Annotated in this window: 19 protein-coding genes and 1 other RNA gene; 5 read left to right on the top strand and 15 right to left on the bottom strand. The window is 54.8% G+C overall.

Going from position 1 to position 18,052, the window contains the following annotated elements:
• Nucleotides 1–160 precede the first annotated feature (160 nt).
• On the bottom strand, nt 161–1,351 hold the full coding sequence (locus tag ACZ5M3_RS04460; RefSeq protein WP_464840456.1) for a class I SAM-dependent rRNA methyltransferase: 1,191 nt from the start codon (nt 1,349–1,351) through the stop codon (nt 161–163).
• A gap of 70 nt (nt 1,352–1,421) precedes the next feature.
• Here ACZ5M3_RS04460 and ACZ5M3_RS04465 point away from each other — a divergent pair, with 70 nt between their 5' ends.
• Entirely contained in the window at nt 1,422–1,730 is a 309-nt protein-coding gene (locus tag ACZ5M3_RS04465) for a DUF5748 family protein (protein ID WP_464840457.1), read from the top strand.
• 11 nt (nt 1,731–1,741) lie between these two features.
• Here ACZ5M3_RS04465 and ACZ5M3_RS04470 read toward each other — a convergent pair whose 3' ends face one another.
• From ACZ5M3_RS04470 to ACZ5M3_RS04480, 3 genes are all read right to left on the bottom strand, one after another.
• Entirely contained in the window at nt 1,742–2,869 is a 1,128-nt protein-coding gene (locus ACZ5M3_RS04470) for a tripartite tricarboxylate transporter permease (protein ID WP_464840458.1), read from the bottom strand.
• Nucleotides 2,851–4,017, bottom strand: a complete 1,167-nt coding sequence (locus tag ACZ5M3_RS04475; RefSeq protein ID WP_464840459.1) for a hypothetical protein — start codon at nt 4,015–4,017, stop codon at nt 2,851–2,853. Before ACZ5M3_RS04475 ends, ACZ5M3_RS04470 begins: the two co-directional genes overlap by 19 nt.
• Nucleotides 4,018–4,082: 65 nt before the next feature.
• Entirely contained in the window at nt 4,083–4,832 is a 750-nt protein-coding gene (locus tag ACZ5M3_RS04480) for an ATPase domain-containing protein (RefSeq protein ID WP_464840460.1), read from the bottom strand.
• Between the two features lie 276 nt (nt 4,833–5,108).
• On the opposite strand from ACZ5M3_RS04480, the gene priL reads away from it, so the two are divergent.
• The 3 genes from priL to ACZ5M3_RS04495 are packed head-to-tail and all read left to right on the top strand — an operon-like array spanning nt 5,109 to nt 8,198.
• Nucleotides 5,109–6,320, top strand: coding sequence for a DNA primase large subunit PriL (gene priL / locus ACZ5M3_RS04485; protein ID WP_464840461.1), 1,212 nt, complete (start codon nt 5,109–5,111; stop codon nt 6,318–6,320).
• Nucleotides 6,313–7,353, top strand: coding sequence for a DNA primase catalytic subunit PriS (gene priS / locus ACZ5M3_RS04490; RefSeq protein ID WP_464840725.1), 1,041 nt, complete (start codon nt 6,313–6,315; stop codon nt 7,351–7,353). The genes priL and priS overlap by 8 nt, the downstream gene beginning before the upstream one ends.
• Nucleotides 7,350–8,198: a DMT family transporter gene (locus ACZ5M3_RS04495; protein WP_464840462.1), complete on the top strand. Its 849-nt coding sequence runs from the start codon at nt 7,350–7,352 to the stop codon at nt 8,196–8,198. The genes priS and ACZ5M3_RS04495 overlap by 4 nt, the downstream gene beginning before the upstream one ends.
• Here the strand turns inward: ACZ5M3_RS04495 and rnpB are convergent.
• From rnpB to ACZ5M3_RS04520, 5 genes are all read right to left on the bottom strand, one after another.
• An RNA gene (rnpB, locus tag ACZ5M3_RS04500) (RNase P RNA component) lies at nt 8,184–8,505 on the bottom strand. The genes ACZ5M3_RS04495 and rnpB overlap by 15 nt on opposite strands.
• 41 nt (nt 8,506–8,546) lie before the next feature.
• Nucleotides 8,547–9,524 (bottom strand): COG1361 family protein, encoded by a 978-nt coding sequence (locus ACZ5M3_RS04505; RefSeq protein WP_464840463.1) that lies wholly within the window; start codon nt 9,522–9,524, stop codon nt 8,547–8,549.
• A complete protein-coding gene (locus ACZ5M3_RS04510; RefSeq protein WP_464840464.1) occupies nt 9,500–10,153 on the bottom strand; it encodes a hypothetical protein in 654 nt (217 codons plus the stop codon). Before ACZ5M3_RS04510 ends, ACZ5M3_RS04505 begins: the two co-directional genes overlap by 25 nt.
• A 42-nt stretch (nt 10,154–10,195) precedes the next feature.
• Nucleotides 10,196–10,477, bottom strand: coding sequence for a hypothetical protein (locus tag ACZ5M3_RS04515; RefSeq protein ID WP_464840465.1), 282 nt, complete (start codon nt 10,475–10,477; stop codon nt 10,196–10,198).
• Complete coding sequence (locus tag ACZ5M3_RS04520) at nt 10,477–10,884, bottom strand: DUF61 family protein (RefSeq protein WP_464840466.1); 408 nt, start codon at nt 10,882–10,884, stop codon at nt 10,477–10,479. Before ACZ5M3_RS04520 ends, ACZ5M3_RS04515 begins: the two co-directional genes overlap by 1 nt.
• A 220-nt stretch (nt 10,885–11,104) precedes the next feature.
• On the opposite strand from ACZ5M3_RS04520, the gene glnA reads away from it, so the two are divergent.
• Nucleotides 11,105–12,436 carry a type I glutamate--ammonia ligase gene (gene glnA, locus ACZ5M3_RS04525; RefSeq protein ID WP_464840467.1) on the top strand — a complete coding sequence of 444 codons (1,332 nt, stop codon included), beginning with the start codon at nt 11,105–11,107 and terminating at the stop codon, nt 12,434–12,436.
• On the opposite strand, the gene ACZ5M3_RS04530 is transcribed toward glnA, so the two are convergent.
• From ACZ5M3_RS04530 to ACZ5M3_RS04555, 6 genes are read right to left on the bottom strand one after another with little or no spacing between them, the layout of a single operon-like run.
• A complete protein-coding gene (locus ACZ5M3_RS04530) occupies nt 12,433–13,317 on the bottom strand; it encodes an EamA family transporter (RefSeq protein ID WP_464840468.1) in 885 nt (294 codons plus the stop codon). The two genes, glnA and ACZ5M3_RS04530, sit on opposite strands and share 4 nt — an antisense overlap.
• A gap of 9 nt (nt 13,318–13,326) precedes the next feature.
• Nucleotides 13,327–14,088 carry an NAD+ synthase gene (locus ACZ5M3_RS04535; RefSeq protein ID WP_464840469.1) on the bottom strand — a complete coding sequence of 254 codons (762 nt, stop codon included), beginning with the start codon at nt 14,086–14,088 and terminating at the stop codon, nt 13,327–13,329.
• Nucleotides 14,085–14,567, bottom strand: a complete 483-nt coding sequence (locus ACZ5M3_RS04540) for a hypothetical protein (protein WP_464840470.1) — start codon at nt 14,565–14,567, stop codon at nt 14,085–14,087. Before ACZ5M3_RS04540 ends, ACZ5M3_RS04535 begins: the two co-directional genes overlap by 4 nt.
• A gap of 25 nt (nt 14,568–14,592) precedes the next feature.
• Nucleotides 14,593–15,600 (bottom strand): ABC transporter ATP-binding protein, encoded by a 1,008-nt coding sequence (locus ACZ5M3_RS04545; protein WP_464840471.1) that lies wholly within the window; start codon nt 15,598–15,600, stop codon nt 14,593–14,595.
• 10 nt (nt 15,601–15,610) lie between these two features.
• Nucleotides 15,611–16,570 (bottom strand): ABC transporter ATP-binding protein, encoded by a 960-nt coding sequence (locus ACZ5M3_RS04550; protein WP_297091104.1) that lies wholly within the window; start codon nt 16,568–16,570, stop codon nt 15,611–15,613.
• A gap of 10 nt (nt 16,571–16,580) precedes the next feature.
• Nucleotides 16,581–18,041, bottom strand: a complete 1,461-nt coding sequence (locus tag ACZ5M3_RS04555; protein ID WP_464840472.1) for an ABC transporter permease — start codon at nt 18,039–18,041, stop codon at nt 16,581–16,583.
• Between the last annotated feature and the right edge of the window lie 11 nt (nt 18,042–18,052).

An 18,052-nucleotide genomic window follows, 5' to 3' on the forward strand; every position in this document is an offset into this window, starting at 1 on the left:
CGTTGTAATGACCATAACTTCTGCGATTTTGGTCATTCAAACGACCAAATAAAAAGGATTTTGGTCGGCAGAGCGACCGGTTGAGGGACTCAGACCGTGGGCGTTTCAGCACTCACGCCGGTCTCAGAGGAGGTGCTTTTTCGTCATCGTCCCCGCTTAATCACTTCATGTCCTCCACGTAGAGGAAGAGCGCCTTGAGGTACTCCGTGTCCTTCGAGGCCATGAGTATCGGGTGGTCCGGGGCCTGCGTCCTGTAGGGCTCAAGGAGCTTGAGGAACTTGCCGGCCTTTGCCGCCGCGGCAATCACCATGTCCTTGAAGGCCTGCATGTCAACGTGCTGGGAGCATGATGCCGTGACGAGTATTCCGCCCTCCTTAACCAGCTGAAGGCCGGCGTAGTTCACGTTGAAGTAAGCGCGGAGGCCCCTCTTGAGGTCCTTCTCGTGCTGAACGAAGGCGGGGGGATCGAGGATTACTATGTCGAACTTTTCACCGCGCTTTATCATCTCCTCCATAACAGGGAAGGCGCTTCCAACGACGTATTTCATTTTATCTTCAACGCCGTTGAGCTTGGCGTTCTCCTTCACCATGTTGATGGCCCAGGGAGACTTGTCCACCGCCACAACCTCGTCAGCGCCGGCAACGGCCGCGTGTATCGCGAAGCCGCCGGTGTACGTGAAGACGTCGAGAACCCTCATCCCCGGCTTGACGTACTTCTCAAGGGCTATCCTGTTCTCCCTCTGGTCGAGGAAGAAGCCCGTCTTCTGGCCGCGCATGTCGACGAGGAACCTCGCCCTGCCCTCTTCGATTACCGTCCGGTACTTCTCCTTGCCGAGGAGGACGCGCTCTATCTCGGGCAGACCTTCCCTTCTCCTTGAGCGGCCGGTGTTTTTCTCGAAGACCGTCTCGATCTCCGGCTCGGCCTCCATTATTGCCTCCGCAAGGTCGAGTTTGAACCTCTCCATCCCGATGCTTGAAATCTGAATGGAGGCTATCTCGTTGAAGCGGTCCACTATGAGGCCCGGCAGGTAGTCCGCCTCGCCGTAGACCATGCGGTAAGCCTTATCGTAGCCGAGAACCTTCTTGCGGTACTCGTTGGCCCTCCTTATCCTCTCGCGGAAGAGCTCCTTGTTTATCTCAGTCTCGCGATCCTTGGTCACCAGCCTGATCATGATGTTGGAGTTGGGGTTGACGAAGCCCTTTCCGAGGAACTTGCCGCCCCGTGTGTAGACCTCAACCACGTCCCCCGGCTCAAACTCGCCCTCCGTTCTCACAACACCCTTCTTGAAGACTATCATCGCACCCTTTCCTATTGCCCTCGCAGCCTGGGCGTCAACGATTACCCTTGCCATCTCTCACCACCGGTGGAAGTTCGGCGATAGGTATATAACCCTTAGCGTCCTATATTATGCCGGTGGTTCTATGCACTTCGAGGTAGTGAAGGAGTTTCTTGAGGAGATAGGGGCGGATTGGATAGAGATTGAGGGAGAAATCCACCTTGAGCCCGAGGTCTTCTACGAGGTCTGGAAGTACGTCGGACAGCCAGACCTTGAGACCTACACGGTGGAGGACGAGGTTGTCGAACCGGGTTCTTACGATCCGCCCGAGATGAAGTACACCGATGTTAAAAAGATCAAACGAAAGAAGGCATACTTCACGACCCTGGACAACAGGAGGATAGTAACGGACTACGCCGAACTCCAGAGGATTCTGAAGGAAAAGTCCGTCTGATCCTTCTCTTCTTATCCGATTATTATTTGGAGCATGAGCACTCCCATGCAGTTCGTCCTTTTGACCCCAAAGAGCACCGCCAGAAGGCCTACCATGCTCCCTCCCGTCAGGACAAGAAGTCCCAGAGGACCATCGAAATATAAGGACATGAACACGAGGAGGGCCACAACCGCGCCGTTCAGCAGTCTGTAGGGTATGCGGGCCAGAGCCTTGAGTACGACGCCCGCCAAGGCCTCTCCGTAGCTCACAACGAGTAGGGAAACAAAGACCGCCGCCAGAGCGTAGTACGGCAGAAAACCCCGGCCCGGGGGACTCATGAGGGCCACTATGCCGTTTCTTACCCTCCCAGTTTCCAGGAAGTTCACGAAGGAGAACAGAAAGTTGGATGTGTTGACGGAAAAGACAATCGTCAGGAACGAGCGCTCGTCCCTTGAGAAAAAAGAGCCCACTAAGGCCGCCTGGGAGGCGGTGAAGGCCGGGATCAGTGAGGCTGCCATTCCAAGGAACGTCCCCAGAAGAGAAAAGCCGATGAAGCGCTTTGTATCCATCTCAATTTCCCCACTGCCCGGGGAGATGTTTCCGCCCCCGCCTATCAGCGCCGTAACCAGCACGGGAATGCCAAAGAGACCCGTAAAGAGATGATAGTACGGCTCCTCCAGCGGGAGCCTGAAGGCCAGAATCCCCAGCAGACCGGAGAGGAGGAACACCAGCATCGCGTAAATCCTCTTCAAACCGCTTTCCGTGAGGATTAAAAGCACGGCCAGAAGGCCCACCGCTATCCTACCGATCCGGGGAGCGTAGGCCCGGGCCAAGAAGGGGTAGAGCAGGGAAAGGGGTATCGCCATCAGCACCGCAAGGAGGCTCGCCCACAGTGCTATCCTGACGACCTCCATCGCTCTTCCCCGAAGAACGAGCCTGTGTGCGGGGAGGATCCCAAGGGCAGTTCCCTCATCGGGAACACCGAGAAAGGCCGACGGAACAACATCGAGAAACGTGTGGGTCAGACCCATCGAAAACAGCAACAGGTTACCGCTTGTCCCGACCTCCACCAGAAACGCCCCCAGAGTATTCACGTGGATTCCCGGGAGAACGCCGCTGATTGTTCCGGCGGCAATGCCCTTCAGCATCTCCCCGAGCAAAGGTCATCACCCGAGGCAACTTCAAAGGCGGGCATGCCGCGATAGGTCGTGAAGAAGCCGTAGGCGGTGACGGTTTCGTTGACCTCCAGGGAAACGTCGAGGGACTTTCTGAGCTTAAGGAGAACCCAACAATTACCCTCTGTAACGTTGGCCAGTCCAAAGCCGTTTTTGTACACCTTGACCCACTCCACCTGTCCAGATATTCTGGCAAACTTTCCATCGGAGAAAGAGCACATCTCATTCGGAAGATACTCCCTGGGCTTTATAACGCGGCAATCAACACAGTAGAGCGAGGATTTTCTTTTGACCGCCTCAAAGTAAACCCTGTCACCCACTCTCGCCCTGAAGTTGCTGAGCTTTAGCCCCGTGCAGTCGAGCTTGAGCGAACGGCCGACACCAACCACCGTGCAGTTTCCAACGGCGATGTCCCCGATGGACGCTTTCGAAAGGGGCACCCTCTCACCGTGTCCCACGATGAGAACATCGTCTGGAGAGTCAACGATGAGGGAAAGCCTTGAGTAGAACCTGACTATGCCCACCACCCTAACCCGTCTCCCGACCTCCACCTCTGTCCCGTAGGGGAGATAGAGAACCACCTCCTCACTCCCGTTCCAGAGCACCGGCTTGGTGCCGCCGTAAATCACCGTGCCCTCGACCCGCCATGGCATACCGTTTCTGGGTCTTTCGGAAAACCCCAACACACTGTAGCCGAGGGGGTAGAACCTGTTCCGGTACCATATCCCCTCCACCGCCACCATTTCTCCTTTTTCAACCGGCAGGGGGAGGGCCAGCTTTACCTTCTCCGGCGTTAGTATGTAATGACCCGAGGACGTCCAGTAGGCACCCCTTACGGTGGACAGCGAAAACGTTGGTTCAGCCCGCTCTATTCGGACGTGTCTGATCCTGAGACCGGAACTCGTGTTGTACATCCTCCCCTCCACCCGATAGACCACCCCCACCTGCAGATATGAATACACTCCCACGGAAATCCTGCCGTCGCTCAGGATGGAGAACGAGTCCGAGGAGTACACACAGACCCCTGTAAACTTATCGAGTTTCTCCGGCGAGGCACCTATGGTGGCCATCGCAATCAAAACCACTGCCGAACCAATTAAAAGGACGATTCTAAGTTCTTTGCTTGTGACCATGATTGATGGTAAGAACGGGAACTTAAAAACCTTACCCCCAACTGGAAGGGGAGAAAGAAGAGGGGTCAGTAGACTTCGCCGCTCGGATAGACAACGATGCCTTCCTCGTTGATCTCAAAGGGATACTTCTTCATCGAGTGCTTTGTTTCGCGCATTTTCCTGATGAGGAGATAGCGCTTCAGTTCGACTTCCTTTTCCACGAAGTCCAGAAGGACAACGCCCCTTGCTATGTACTCTTCCATTCCGTAGCGGCTTATCCGGCCCCTGCTGGGGTCGGGAGCCTCGGTTGTGAGTATCGACGTGACGCCCATCTCAAGGAGTATCGTGTTGAGCTGGAGAAGAACCTCCCTTATCTTGCTCTCCTCCTGGAGCCTGAATGCGATGGAGGGAATCGAGTCGATAACAAGCCTCTTGGCATTTATGGCCTTGACGACGCGGTAGACGTAGCGGAGGAAGTCCTCGGCGTTGAGGTTGCCCTCCAGGACATACTGTTCCTCGGATGGGAGACCCACGACAGCGCTCACTCCGTCAACTATGGCTATCTTTCTCTCCCTCTCGTACTGTTCAAGGTCCCACCCAAAGGCCAGCATTTCCCTTCTCAGGTCCTGTGCCCTTTCCTCAAGGGTGACTATGACTCCCGGTTCATCGTACTCCGCAGCTCCCTTGTAGACGAACTGAACTCCAAAAGTAGTCTTACCGCTGCCCGTTGGGCCGGTAACCAAAACTGTGGTTCCCAATGGAAAGCCGCCCTGGATTAGATCATCAAAACCGGGAATGCCACTCTTTACTCTTTCTACAGTGTATTTCATGACCATCCAAATCACCCGTGAAATCTTTGCGAACTCTCTCTTTATGTCTAATATAACATGTGGAACCAAAGAGATATAAAACTTTTGGGGTGCAAGCCGCCACTCCAGTTTAAATCAATATGACCGGGCGATTGTTCGGAAGTTTACGCTATTTGCGCCTGCAAGTACCATAAACAGCCTCTCTGAGGCTTTTTGAAAAATTCGCCCGATTCATGAGTAACATCCCCAACCACGGAAACCGTTTTATGTCCCAAGGTAAACCTATCGATGAGAGGTGAAGCCATGCTTGATCCCTTCGGTGATAAAGCCAAAAGGCTCGTAAAGGAGGAGTTTGGTGGAATAACAGAACTGCTGTCGATAATCCCGTCCTACGTTGGAACAGACCAGGCCTTGGAGAGGGTTTCATGGGTAAAGTCCGGGGAGGTACCAAGGGATGTCCTCGACATGGGGGATGTTCAGGATTTGCTGACGTTTTATGCGCTCCTCGGTGCCCTCGCATTCTCCCCATACGGCATTGAGATGGAGCTCGTAAAGGAGGCCAACTCAAAGATATACTCAGAGAGGCTGAGAAGAGCGGGAAGAATAAGCGGGACCGCGGTCGAGCTGAGAACCGTCGAGGAAGGGGACATACCCCCGCGGGACAGGACGATACTTGAGAGAACCCACCACCACGAACTTCCCCCCGATGAGAGGGAGAGGCTGAGGTTGAGGTACAAGGTACATCTTGGAAGGTTCCTGGAGCTGTGGGAGGGAAGCCTCAAAGAGGTGTACCTCCGGAATGGGTATGCGTATCTGACCACGGAGCAGGCCATGAGGCTCTGGGAGAAGTCCTTTGAGAAGAACTTCGAAAGGGCCGTCAACCTGCTGTATGAGGTGAGGGATGAGCTTCCAGGCTACTACCTTCAGCTCTACGAGAGGCTGGGCGAGATAGCAAGGGAGTACTTCAAAGAGAGGCTTGAGAGAATGGGGAGCGCAAAGGCTCAGCCACTGCGCTTTGAACTCTTCCCTCCGTGCGTGAAAATCGCCCTCGGGGGTGTCCCTTCGGGACTGAGAAACTACGCCATAACGGTTCTCCTAACGAGTTTTCTGAGCTACGCGAGACTGTGTCCAAGTCCCTCCAGAAGGGACGTCAGAATAAGAGACTGCGTCAGCGACCTTAGTGTGGTTGAGAGGGAGATACTGCCCGTCATAATCGAGGCCGGAAACCGCTGTTCTCCACCCCTCTTCGAGGATCAGCCGCATGAGGTCAAAAACATCTGGTACCACCTCGGCTTTGGCTTAACCGACAGGCCAACCCTTGAGGACAGCGGGAACTCCACGTGGTACTTCCCGCCGAACTGCTCCAAGATACGGGCGAATGCCCCGCAGCTCTGCAAGCCGGACAGACACTGCAGGAACATCAAGAATCCACTGACGTACTATCTGAGGCGCCTCTACATCGAGGGTAGAAAGGGTAAGGGAGAAGAGAACGCCGAGGGTGATGGGGATGGCTGAGCTGTTCAGAGAGGCGACGGAAAAGGAGCGGAAGCGCTACTATTCAAAGGAATGGAGCGCCAAAAGGCTTCCGGAGTTCATAGTCAAGACCCTTGAGGAGAGGGAGTTCGGATTCGACCACACCGGTGAGGGGCCGAGCGACAGGAAGAACGTTTTCATGGACGTCCGCGACCTGGAGGACTACGTGAGGGCAACGGCCCCATACGCGATATACTCAAGCGTTGCGCTCTACGAGGAGCCGAAAAGCATGGGCGGCTGGCTCGGGGCGGAGCTGGTCTTCGACATAGACGCGAAGGACCTGCCCCTGAGGCGCTGCCAGCACATTCATGAGCACGGCCGGGTGTGTCCGGTATGCCTGGAGGACGCAAAGGAGCTCGCAAGGGATACCCTTGTAGTCCTGAAGGAAGATTTCGGTTTCGAGAGCGTTCACGTCGTTTACTCGGGGAGGGGGTACCACATAAGGGTTCTCGACGACTGGGCGCTGGCCCTCGATGGAAAGGCGAGGGAGAGGATACTGGCATACGTCTCCGCGGCAGACGAGATAACTTTTGAGGATATCCAGAGCAGAAGGATAATGCTGTCCTCGGGGTATTACAGGGTCTTCCGGCTGAGATTTGGGTACTTCATAAGGCGGGTGAACGAGAACCACCTCTTCAACGTAGGCCTGCGGAAAGGACAGGTGGAAAGGATAATCGAGGGGAGAGAAAGCATCTACGAGGGCTTTGTCAGGAAAGGGTTGCTAACGGCGTTCCCGCAGGGTGTTGGATACAAGACACTCATGAGGCTGTTCGCACTGTCGAGCACATTCTCAAAGGCCTACTTCGACGGCCGCGTTACGGTCGATGTCAAGAGGATCCTCCGCCTGCCCTCAAGCCTGCATTCCAAGGTGGGCCTCGTGGCGACGTACATCGGCTCGGATGAAAGGAAGCTCGAAAGGTTCAACCCATTCAGGGACGCCGTCCCCGGGTTCAGGAAGGAAGAGGTCAGGGAAGCCTACGAGGAATGGCTGGAAGAGCACGGGGATGAGATGTGAACGGAAGACTGAAAATCACTGTTTCAATGCTCATCTGGGGAAGCGTTGGGATATTCGCCCGCTTCTCAAACCTGTCGGGGTTAGGGGTTGCGTTCTTCAGGGTGTCATTCGGGGCCATCCTGCTGTTGCCCATCCTGGCGGCCAGCAGGGGATGGGTCTCAACGCTTCCTTCACTTGTGAAGGCCAAATGGAAACCCCTGCTCGCCCTGGGAGTCGCCCTGGCCCTAAACTGGGTATTCCTCTTCACTGCCTTCAACTACACCACCATAGCAAACGCGGTTCTCGTCTATTATATGGCCCCGATAATAGCAACCCTAATCTCGTGGAGATTCCTCGGGGAGAGGCTGACCCTGAAAAGGTGGCTCCTGATAGGGATGGCATTTGCCGGGCTCATCCTGATAATGAGCGGGCAAAAGGTCGACCTCGGGAACAGGGACTTCGTTGGAATCCTGCTGGCAGCGATAGCGGCTTTTTTCTACTCGCTGATTCCAAACCTGGGACGGTTTCTGCGCGATGTAGATGGAAAAACACTCACGTTCCTCCAGCTTGCCACAGCATCGGTCGTATTAGCACCGTTCATTGCCGCATCGGGCGTTGGAGAGCCAGTTTGGTGGGCGGTTCTGGTTCTCGTGACCGTGCACACCGTACTGGCGCTCTTCCTGTACATGGATGGGCTGAAGGAGGTTGAGGTCAACGAGGCGGCCCTTCTGAGCTACCTCGACCCCATGAGCGCGGTGGTCTACGCGTTCCTGATATTCGGAGAAGTTCCGGGGATCAGAACGGCACTCGGGGGAGCGCTGATACTTCTGGCATCCCTGCTGGATGTTAAGGTGAGGGGGCCGTAGCCCGCCTTCTGTCTCAAGGGGACATTCGACTGAGCGGCCTACCACGGGGCTCCCACCGGGAACTCATCGCCCCTCCTTTGGCCTTGCACCCCGCGGGACGGCCGTTTCACCGCTCCCCGACGGGTCGTCTGCGGGTTAGCTCGGAACCCGTCGCCGGGCCCTTCGCCGCTTTCATCCCCATACCCGCCGGGACGTGTCGTTTCTGCGCCGTTGCCCTCCCTCTCGGGAGGTGCCTTGCGGCACCGCGGCCCCGGTGCGGTGGGCGGAACTTCCTCGGGAGTGCCCCGAGAGTCCCCGACCCCCTCACCTGAGGGGAGTAGAGAAAAGATGGATAAAAAAGTTTGGTATTCACTTCTTCGGGAGTTCCTTGTTCTCCCTGAATTTGGGCTCCTTCGGCCTCTTGAATCTACCAAGGGGCGAGCGCCTCTTGGGTTTGGGCCGGATGCGTTTCCTGGATTTTCCGCCCTCACGGGTGTAGTAGAACGCCCCGGCAACCAGCAGGAGGAACACCACTACGAGAATGCCCAGCCAGAGCCCGGCCGACGTTCCGGCGGGGGTCGTTGTCGTGGTGTTTGACACAGTTGTGGTGGTTGGTGTGGTTGTCGTCGGTAGGGCGGGAGGCTCCAGATACAGCTCACCTCTGGAAACGCTGGTTTCGCCCATCGCGCTGAGGGTAAATTCATACCCGACGATCTGTTTCATCGGGAGCTTGAACCTCAGGGAGACCTCGTTGACTCCGGGCCTTATCGTGCTCCCCAAAGAGTCCTTGTAAAGAACACTCCCATTGGCCACTATTCTGTAAGAAAGCTGCCCCTCAAAGGGTTCATAGTTCGGGTTGTCAATGACTATTCTGAAGACGACCTCATCGGTGGTGACCCTCTCGTAAGTCACGTTTTTTATGAAGGGGGGTGCAAGGACCTTGTACGAGACGTTGCTCTCCCCTATAATCCTCCCATCAAATGTCAGCTCTATGAGGGACGTCAGCTCTCCGGATACGTTGGTTGGAAGGTTCACCTCAAGGACGTTTGTACCGCCCTTGATCACTGTGGGCTCAACGGTTTTTGCGACCAAAGTCCCGTTCCTGTACGTTTCCACGGTGAGGTTCAGGTTAACGTTCCTCTCCGAAAGGAGGGTTAGATAGGCCCTGTTTTCTTCCCCGAGTTTTACCGTCTCCGACTGAAGGGAAGCCCCCACAAGATTAACCCCAAACTTGACGGGGATTTCCCTGGAGTATCTGTACGTCCCGCCGTCATATTTGAGCACGTACTCCAGCCTGTACGTTCCCTCAGGCAGTTCATACCCTACGGGCACTTCAAAGCGAACCATGTTGTCTCCGGGAGCCATTTTGAGTGTTCTGTTTTCGAGGAAGTACACCTTCCCCCCAGGGAGAAGGAGACGGTGGCCTGAAGGGGGACGCTTGAGTGCCCTATGTTGTTAACGTGGGAGAACACCACTATGGTTTCTCCGTTAAGGACATAGGAGGATCCGGGACGCTCCTTGACATAAGCATCAGCTACCCCAAAATCCAGAGCCTTTTCGATCACGTGGAGCGGCACGGTGGCGTGAACTATGTACATGGAGTTGTCCGAGGTAAACGCAAGGAAACGAAGATAGAGCGTGTACGTCCCGCCTGAGACATTTGAGGCACAGGATATGTTGTACGACACCGAGTATGTCTTCTGGGACGACCAGTCGCTGAAAATAGTGGGTGTCAGGGTCAGGTTAAAGCCAGGGATAACGTTGCCGTTCTCATCTTCCACCCAGAATTTCTGATAGCTGACGATTTTAAAGCTGAAGCCACCGGCGTTTGTCAGCATCATCGTCCCGGTGCTGTAGTCCCCACGAAGCAGGGAAATTTCGTCATGTGTTGTAAAAGTGACAAACTGGGCGGAGGAACCCGGGAGAAGTGCCGTGACCAGAGTTAGGAGGATCAACGTGACCACTGCCTTCCGCATACGTTCCCACCATGTTTAGTTGTGCATCTTCCCATATAAAGGCTACTCTCCATATAACAGGAGAGCAACCCCCAGAAGCATCAAACAGGCGAAAAAGACCATCATAAGCCGATACCAGAGCACTTTGGAAAAGTGAGGGCCTATCACTAGGCCAAGGACGAAGAGCATGAGCCCGTAGAATACTGTGAATATCCCGAGGGCGGTGTTAACTCGAACCCCTATTATCAGGAGAACACCCAGGAGAGCACCGGCGAGTACGGTAACGTGGGGAACGGTGAACATCAGGTAGTCCCGGAGAACCTTGAGGTCTTCATCCATATCCATCACTCCGTTATAAACGCATACGTCGTTGTCGTCGGGAGGGTTTTTCTGATCTTCGGGAGGAGGTATCTCGGGTAGAGCTCCTCCATCTTTTCATCCAGAATATCGTAAGTGCCGAGGATCTTCTCGATGACCTTAACCTCCGTCCTGCCCCTTACCCTGAAATAGCCCCTGTACAGGGTGCTTATTTCAAGCACTATTGGTACCCTCAGACGTTCTTCTTCATCCCCATCGAGGAGGGAACGGAGGTACTCCAGCTCGGAGCGCTTGAAGTGGTGATAGCTCCCATCGCGCAGTCTGACTTTCGGCTCCCTTGCCTCCAGCAGCTGTTTCAGGGTAGGCCTGTTTGCTGGAAGGTGGAGGTTTACCCGTGCTATTTCCCTGTTGAGTATGTCCTCAGCCTTTGGCATGTTTGTGCCTACTCATGAATCCAATAAACCTTTGCTTAGCACATATTTGTTAAAATCAGAAAAGATAGACGGCAAAAATGACATTCTTTTGTCAACCAGCGGGAGTTCAGACAGCATCATCGTCACAATGACAAAAATTCAGTGAAAAGGCTTTTATTGGAATAATCGTTCAATAGAATGGCATTAATACTGAACATTAGGACAATAAAGGGTGATAAATATGAACATCTTGAGCACGTCTGGAAAGGTAGAGGCCCTCGAATCCGGGAGGGTGAGATTCATCCAGCTTATCTTTGTTGACATGAACGGGGTTCCAAAAGGTATGGAGATCCCCATAGGGAGATACGACGAGGCAATAGAAGACGGCATAACCTTTGATGGCTCCTCGATTCCGGGATTCGAAGGAATAGAAGATAGCGATTTGATTTTTAAAGCGGATCCATCGACCTACGCGGAGATCCCGTGGGAAGGCATCTCAAGGGTCTACGGATACATATACAAGGGCAGAAAGTCCTACCCAGCCGACCCCCGTGGTGTCTTAAGGGATGCCCTTAAAGAACTCGAAAAGGCAGGATTCAGGGCGTATATAGGGCCAGAACCGGAGTTCTACCTCTTCAAGAAGAACGGTTCCTGGGAGCTTCAAATACCCGACAGCGGCGGTTATTTTGACCTCGTGACCCTCGACAAGGCCAGGGGAATACGCAGGGAGATAGCCCTCCACATGCCCTCCCTTGGACTCGTCCCAGAGGTTCTCCACCACGAGGTCGGAAAGGCACAGCACGAGATAGACTTTCGTTATGATGAGGCCCTCAGAACCGCCGACAACATAGTCAGCTTCAAGTACATCGTGAAGGCTGTTTCCGAGATGCACGGGCTTTACGCCACGTTCATGCCAAAGCCCATCTACGGCTTTCCAGGAAACGGGATGCACCTCCACATAAGCCTCTGGAAGGACGGGGAGAACGCGTTCATTGGTGAGGAGGAACTCAGCGAGACGGCGCTTCACTTCCTTGGAGGCATACTCGACCATGCAAAGGCGCTGACAGCCGTAACCAACCCCACTGTGAACAGCTACAAGCGCTTGGTTCCGGGATACGAGGCCCCGGTATACATCAGCTGGGGCTACAGAAACAGGAGTGCGCTGATAAGGGTTCCGGCCTTCTGGGGCAACGGCGCGAGGATAGAGTACCGCTGTCCCGACCCAAGCGCCAACCCGTATCTGGCGTTTGCGGCGATACTGATGGCCGGGCTTGACGGGATAAAGAGAAAAATCGAACCCGAGGCGTACGTGGAGGAAAACGTCTACGAGATGGATGACTCCAAAAGGGAAAGCATGGGCATAGACACACTGCCAGAAAGCCTTGGCGAGGCCCTCGAAGAGCTGAAGAGGGATAAGGTTGTCAGGGGAGCCTTAGGAGGTGCGTACAGGAACTTCCTGGCATACAAGGAGCTTGAGTGGGAGAGGTATCTCGAGTACCTGGGAGCCAAAGGTCTCCCAGAGGATACCAAAGAGGTAACTGAATGGGAGCTGGAAAGGTACTTCCATGTCTAATGAACCTCTTCAAGCACTTCTTCAACAATGGACTCTCCGGGCTTTTCTTTCTCCCTTAGGTGTACCAGGGTCGAGCCCCCAATTACGAGCGCCGCCCCGACCAGCTGTTCAAAGGTGAGGGTCTCACCAAATAGAAGGAACGCCAGTGTTATCGCCACGACAGGTTCAATCGTGGCAACTATGCTGGCCCTGCTCACCTCAACCTCCCTCAGGGCGTGATTGTAGAGTATGTACCCCAGGAAGGTCGGGAAGAAGGCCAGGGCAAAGAGATACGGAACCGCACCGGAGGGCACCGAGAAGTCCGAGAAGGGCAGAAGATAAAGCATACCAAAGAACAGAGTGTAGAAGAGCGCCTTCTCGGGTTCATCGTCCCTAACGGCGAACTTCGCCAGAACACCGTAAAGGGCGTAGGTCAGACCAGTCAGAAGCCCGAAGATCAGGGCTTTTGTGGAAAACTGGACATCCCCCCAGTTCACGAGAAGAACACCAAGCATCACCATCCCAAGGGCGGCGACCTTCTCCCTCACCAACGGCTCGTTGAAGACCAGTCTCCCCAGGATTATTGAATATACCGGAGCGGTGTAGAGGAGCAGAACGGCAAATGAAACCGACGATATCGTTACCGTGTAGAAGTAGAGGGTGTAAAAGAGGAAGATGCTGAAGAAGCCGTAGAGCGCGTAGAACTTAAGGCGGGAGCGCTCAAGGGAAAAACCTATGCCCCTCAGTCGGAGATACACGGCCAGAAGGGCTATGGCGAAAAAAACCCTGTAGAACACCATCGTAAAAGGTGTTAACCCAAAGCCGTCGAGGTACTTGGCGAATATGCCGAGAGTGCCCCACATGGAGGCGGCTAAAAAAACGAAGATATAGCCGCGTTTCATGGACTCACCTCAAAAAATAGGGCCAACTGGAAGGCGTCTTTTGTGTTCGCTGCCCTTTACCAGCTTCTCAACGTATTCGACCCTCTCCAGAGGTATTTTAAGCTCCTCCGCAATTTCAGCCTTTTCCTTCCCCAGATCAACCATGCGCCAGAGTATCTCATCGAGGAGGCGGTAGCTTATTCCGAGCTCGTCCTCGTCGGTCTGGCCTTCCCACAGCCCGGCTGTAGGCTTCTTTTTGATTATCCTCTCCGGAACTCCAAGGAGCTTTGCTATCTCCCAGACCTCGGTCTTGTAGAGGTTTATGAGCGGGGCGTAGTCACTGGCACCGTCCCCCCACTTGGTGAAGTACCCAGTAAGGACCTCGCTCCTGTTGCTGGTTCCAAGAACGAGGCGATTCATAGCATTGGCGTGAGCGTACAACAGGACCATCCGGGTTCTCGCCATTACGTTACCCCTACTCTTAACGTCAAGTTCACCGACTGCCCTCTCGAACTCATCCACAATGGGCTTTATGCTGACCATCTTGTACTCGATTCCCAGGCTCTCGCAGACGAGCTTGGCATCTTCGACGTCGCCGTTTTCATAGTACGGCATTATCAGGCCGAGAACCTTATCCTTCCCAAGCGCCCTCACGGCGAGGTATGCAACCGTAGCGCTGTCTATGCCCCCGCTTACCCCAACGACAACACCGCCTACACCAGCCTCCCCGACCTTCTCACGGATGAACCCGGTTATCCTATCGATGGCGGCACCATAATCAAGCTCCCTCATTTCTTACCCTCCTTCACGTCCCTCAGGAACTGGGAGTAGCCCATGAAAGCCATAACAACCCCCACCAGCATCAGCACGAAAGCGAAGACCGAGTAGACCGCGTAGGGGTAATCGACGGCAGTCGCCCTATAGGTATAATTCACGCTTCCGTTAAAAACATATATCACCGGTCTCTCCCCGGGATGGAGTGTTATCTCACGGTTAACGAGGGTGTAGTTCGTCATCTTGGTTCCCTGGATAAGCGAGAGGTTTGCATCGGATGATGAGAGAATCAGGGTTCTGTTGTGGTAGAGGTATTCGGTTTCAAACTTATCGTCTCCCAGGTAGTGCATGCCCTCCCCAAGCGTCCCGCTGGCGGAGTAGGATTTGCTAACACGGTAGAAACCGGCAACAGATATCAGCAATGCCAGAATGAGCATTGTCAGCCCGACCTTCAGAAGAGGATAACCCATCGCGTCCCTGAGCGTTCCCATCTCCATCACCTATAGAAAGAAAAGGGAGAGGTCAGTACTTGCCAACGAGGTGGCACTCGGCCCAGTGGTTGTGCTCGTACTCGACGAGCTGCGGGTGCTTGGTGTCGCAGAGTCCCTTCTGGGCGTAGATACACCTCGGGTGGAAGCGGCATCCCGGCGGTATGTCGACAGCGTTGGGCACCTCACCCCTGATGGGCAGCTCCTTGATTACGTTCCTGCGCTCCGGCTTGGGCTCCGGAACGGCCGCTAAGAGAGCCCTGGTGTACGGGTGGAGCGGGTTGTCGATGACCTTCTCGACCGGGCCCATCTCGACTATCCTTCCGAGGTACATGACCGCCATCCAGTCGGCGAAGTACCTCGCGGTGGACATGTCGTGGGTGATGTAGAGGTAGGTGACGCCCATCTTCTCCTTGAGCTCCTTCATCAGCTCGAGGATCTCCGCACGGATTGAAACGTCGAGCATCGAAACCGGCTCGTCGGCGACAATGAAGGTCGGATTGAGTATCAGCGCACGGGCTATTGCCACACGCTGCCTCTGACCGCCGGACAGCATGTGCGGGAACCTGCCGACGTAGTCCTCGGGCGGTGTTATCTTGACCATCTCAAGCGCCTTGTAGATGAGCTCCTCACGCTCGGCCTTGGTTTCACCGATGCCGTGTATGAGGAGCGGCTCCTCCAGGATGTCGAATATCCTGAACCTCGGGTTCATCGAACTGAACGGATCCTGGAAGATCATCTGCACGTGTCTTCTGTAGTCAAGTATCTCCTCTTTAGTCCTGACGTCGGTCACATCCTTGCCCTCTAGGTATATCCTGCCGTCCGTAGGCTCAAGGAGCTTGACGATCAGCTTTCCGGTGGTGGACTTACCACAGCCGCTCTCACCGACGAGGGCAAAGACCTGCTGCTTGTATATCTCAAAGCTAATGCCGTCCACCGCATGAACCTTCTTCTGGGGAGCACCCTTGATCGTGTCAATGAGGCCCCTCTTGATCGGGAAGTACTTCTTGAGGTTTTCAACCTTGAGTATTGGCTCCGCCATCTCTCACACCTCACAGCAGCCAGCATGCGGCATAGTGGTCCTTATCAACTTCCTTCAGCTCGGGTTCCTGCTCCTTACAAACCTGCATTGCGTACGGGCACCTCGGGTGGAAGCGGCATCCCTTCGGCGGTGTAATGAGGTTCGGCGGCTGTCCTGGGATGAACTCCAGCTTCTCGACGTCCTCATGCAGCCTCGGTATTGCCGCAAGGAGCTTCTGGGTGTACGGGTGGGCCGGCTCGTAGTAGACCTTTTCGCTGTCTCCTATCTCAACGATCTTACCCGCGTACATTATGGCGACCCTGTCGCTGATCTCGGCGAGGATGCTGAGGTCATGGGTGATGAATATCATTGAGAGACCGAGCTCTTTCTTCAGCTTCTTCATGAGGTTGATGATCTGGGCCTGAACAACAACGTCGAGAGCCGTTGTTGGCTCGTCGGCGATGACGACGTCGGGCTCAAGGAGGAGCGCCGTTGCTATGATGACACGCTGCTTCATACCACCTGAAAGCTCGTGTGGATAGCGGTAGACTATCTCGGGGTCGAGACCAACGAGCTCAAGGTACTTCTGGGCCCTGTCGAGGGCTTCATCCTTGCTCATGCCCTTGTGGAGTATCAGCGGTTCGGTCATCTGGGTACCGACGGTGTAGACGGGGTTCAGGGCGTTCATTGCTCCCTGGAATATCATGGATATCTTCTGCCAGCGAATCTCCTTTCTAAGGACGTCCTCCGGAAGGCCGACTATCTCTCTTCCGTCGATCTTCACACTGCCGCTGACTATCTTACCCGGGGGAGTCGGCATTCCCATAAGGGTAAAACCAAGGGAGGACTTGCCGCATCCACTCTCACCGGCAAGTCCCAGCACTTCACCCTTCCTGAGGTTGAAGGTGATGTTGTCGACGGCCTTGACGACACCCTTGCTGGTGAAGTAATACATCTTGAGGTCTTTAACTTCGAGTACGTTCCTAGCCATTTATACCACCTCACAGCCTCCTGAGCCTCGGGTTGAGTATCTTATCGAGGGCCGTACCTATGAGGACGAAGGTAAGGCCGACGACAGCGATTCCAAGCCCGGGCGGGAGAACCCACCACCAGTATCCCTTGGTCGTCGCTGCCTGTGCCTGAGCCGCGTTGAGTATCTGGCCCCACGTAACGGCTGTCGGATCACCGATGCCAAGGAAGCTCAGCGAAGCCTCGGCGATAACCGCACCCGGAACGCTGAGGGCTATAACCGCAAAGGCATACGGAAGCAGCTGGGGCAGGATGTGCTTGAAGATTATCCTGCCGTTACCGGCACCGAGGGCCCTGGCGGCCTCGATGTACGTCTGCTCCTTGATCTGGAGCGCCATACTTCTCGAAATCCTCGCTATTCCCATCCATCCGAAGATGACCAACAGCAGCACTATGAACATTAGGGTTATGTGTCCCATCGTGGCTCCAATGAGGATAAGTATCGGCAGGCTCGGGATTGAGGCGAATATCTCGTTGATACGCATCATGAACTCGTCGGCGTTTCCACCGAGGTACGCACTGGTAACTCCATACACGAGACCTATGACAGTGCTCAGAACTGAGACGAGTATACCAATGGTCAGTGAAACCCTGCTGCCCCAGATGATACCGGCCCAAAGGTCCCTGCCCAGATAGTCAGTACCCATGGTTCCGTAGCTCCTTCCGAGGAACACAACCTTAATGTTGTCGTAGGTGACCTGGTTGTCCTTGGGGGCGGGGTTGTCAATCTTGAGGATGAGTTTGTAGTCACCGTAGAGCGGCTGTGGGCTCTGGATAATCTGGGTTACGTTCATTCCCGGCTCGACCCTTGCAAACAGCGGAGCAACCATGTCGCTGATGAGTATCGTCTGAAGCGGCACCTCAAACATCGTTATTTCTCTGCCCTCGGTGACGTTGACGAGCCATATGTAGATGTTGGATGAGATCGTGCTGTCCCTTCCAACGGAGATGGTGGTGCTCGAACTGAGGGGCTTGTTGGTGAGGAGCGGCACGGTCTTTCCGTCGGGCCTGAGGAGGTAAACGTTTATGACCGGAGTCTGGGACGGCGAATTAAGCGTCACGTTCAGGCCCCTTATTATGATACCCTGCGGTCCGAGATGATAGCCGTCCGGGAAGGTGTAGTCCGCTTCAACTATGGTTGTGGTATCGCTCGGGTGGGTAATCTTGAGGTCGTTGAAGTAGTAGACCTCCTGGGGGACAAGTTTCTGGGAGGTAAACATGTTGTACCAGGTCGGAGGAACGTTCTTGGGATTGTCCTCCCAGTATGCGGAGCTCCTCCACTTCTGCGGGAGGTCTGGCATGGTTGTGTATGGTGCGGTAAGTGCAACCAGTACAAGGATGACGAGGAGAATGACACCGGCTATGCCGGTCTTCTCCCTCTTGAATTCCTCAAGGAATTCCTTAAAGCCTTCTTTGACGTCGACCCATCTCATCGTGAATCACC

Source organism: Thermococcus coalescens, from assembly GCF_055392585.1.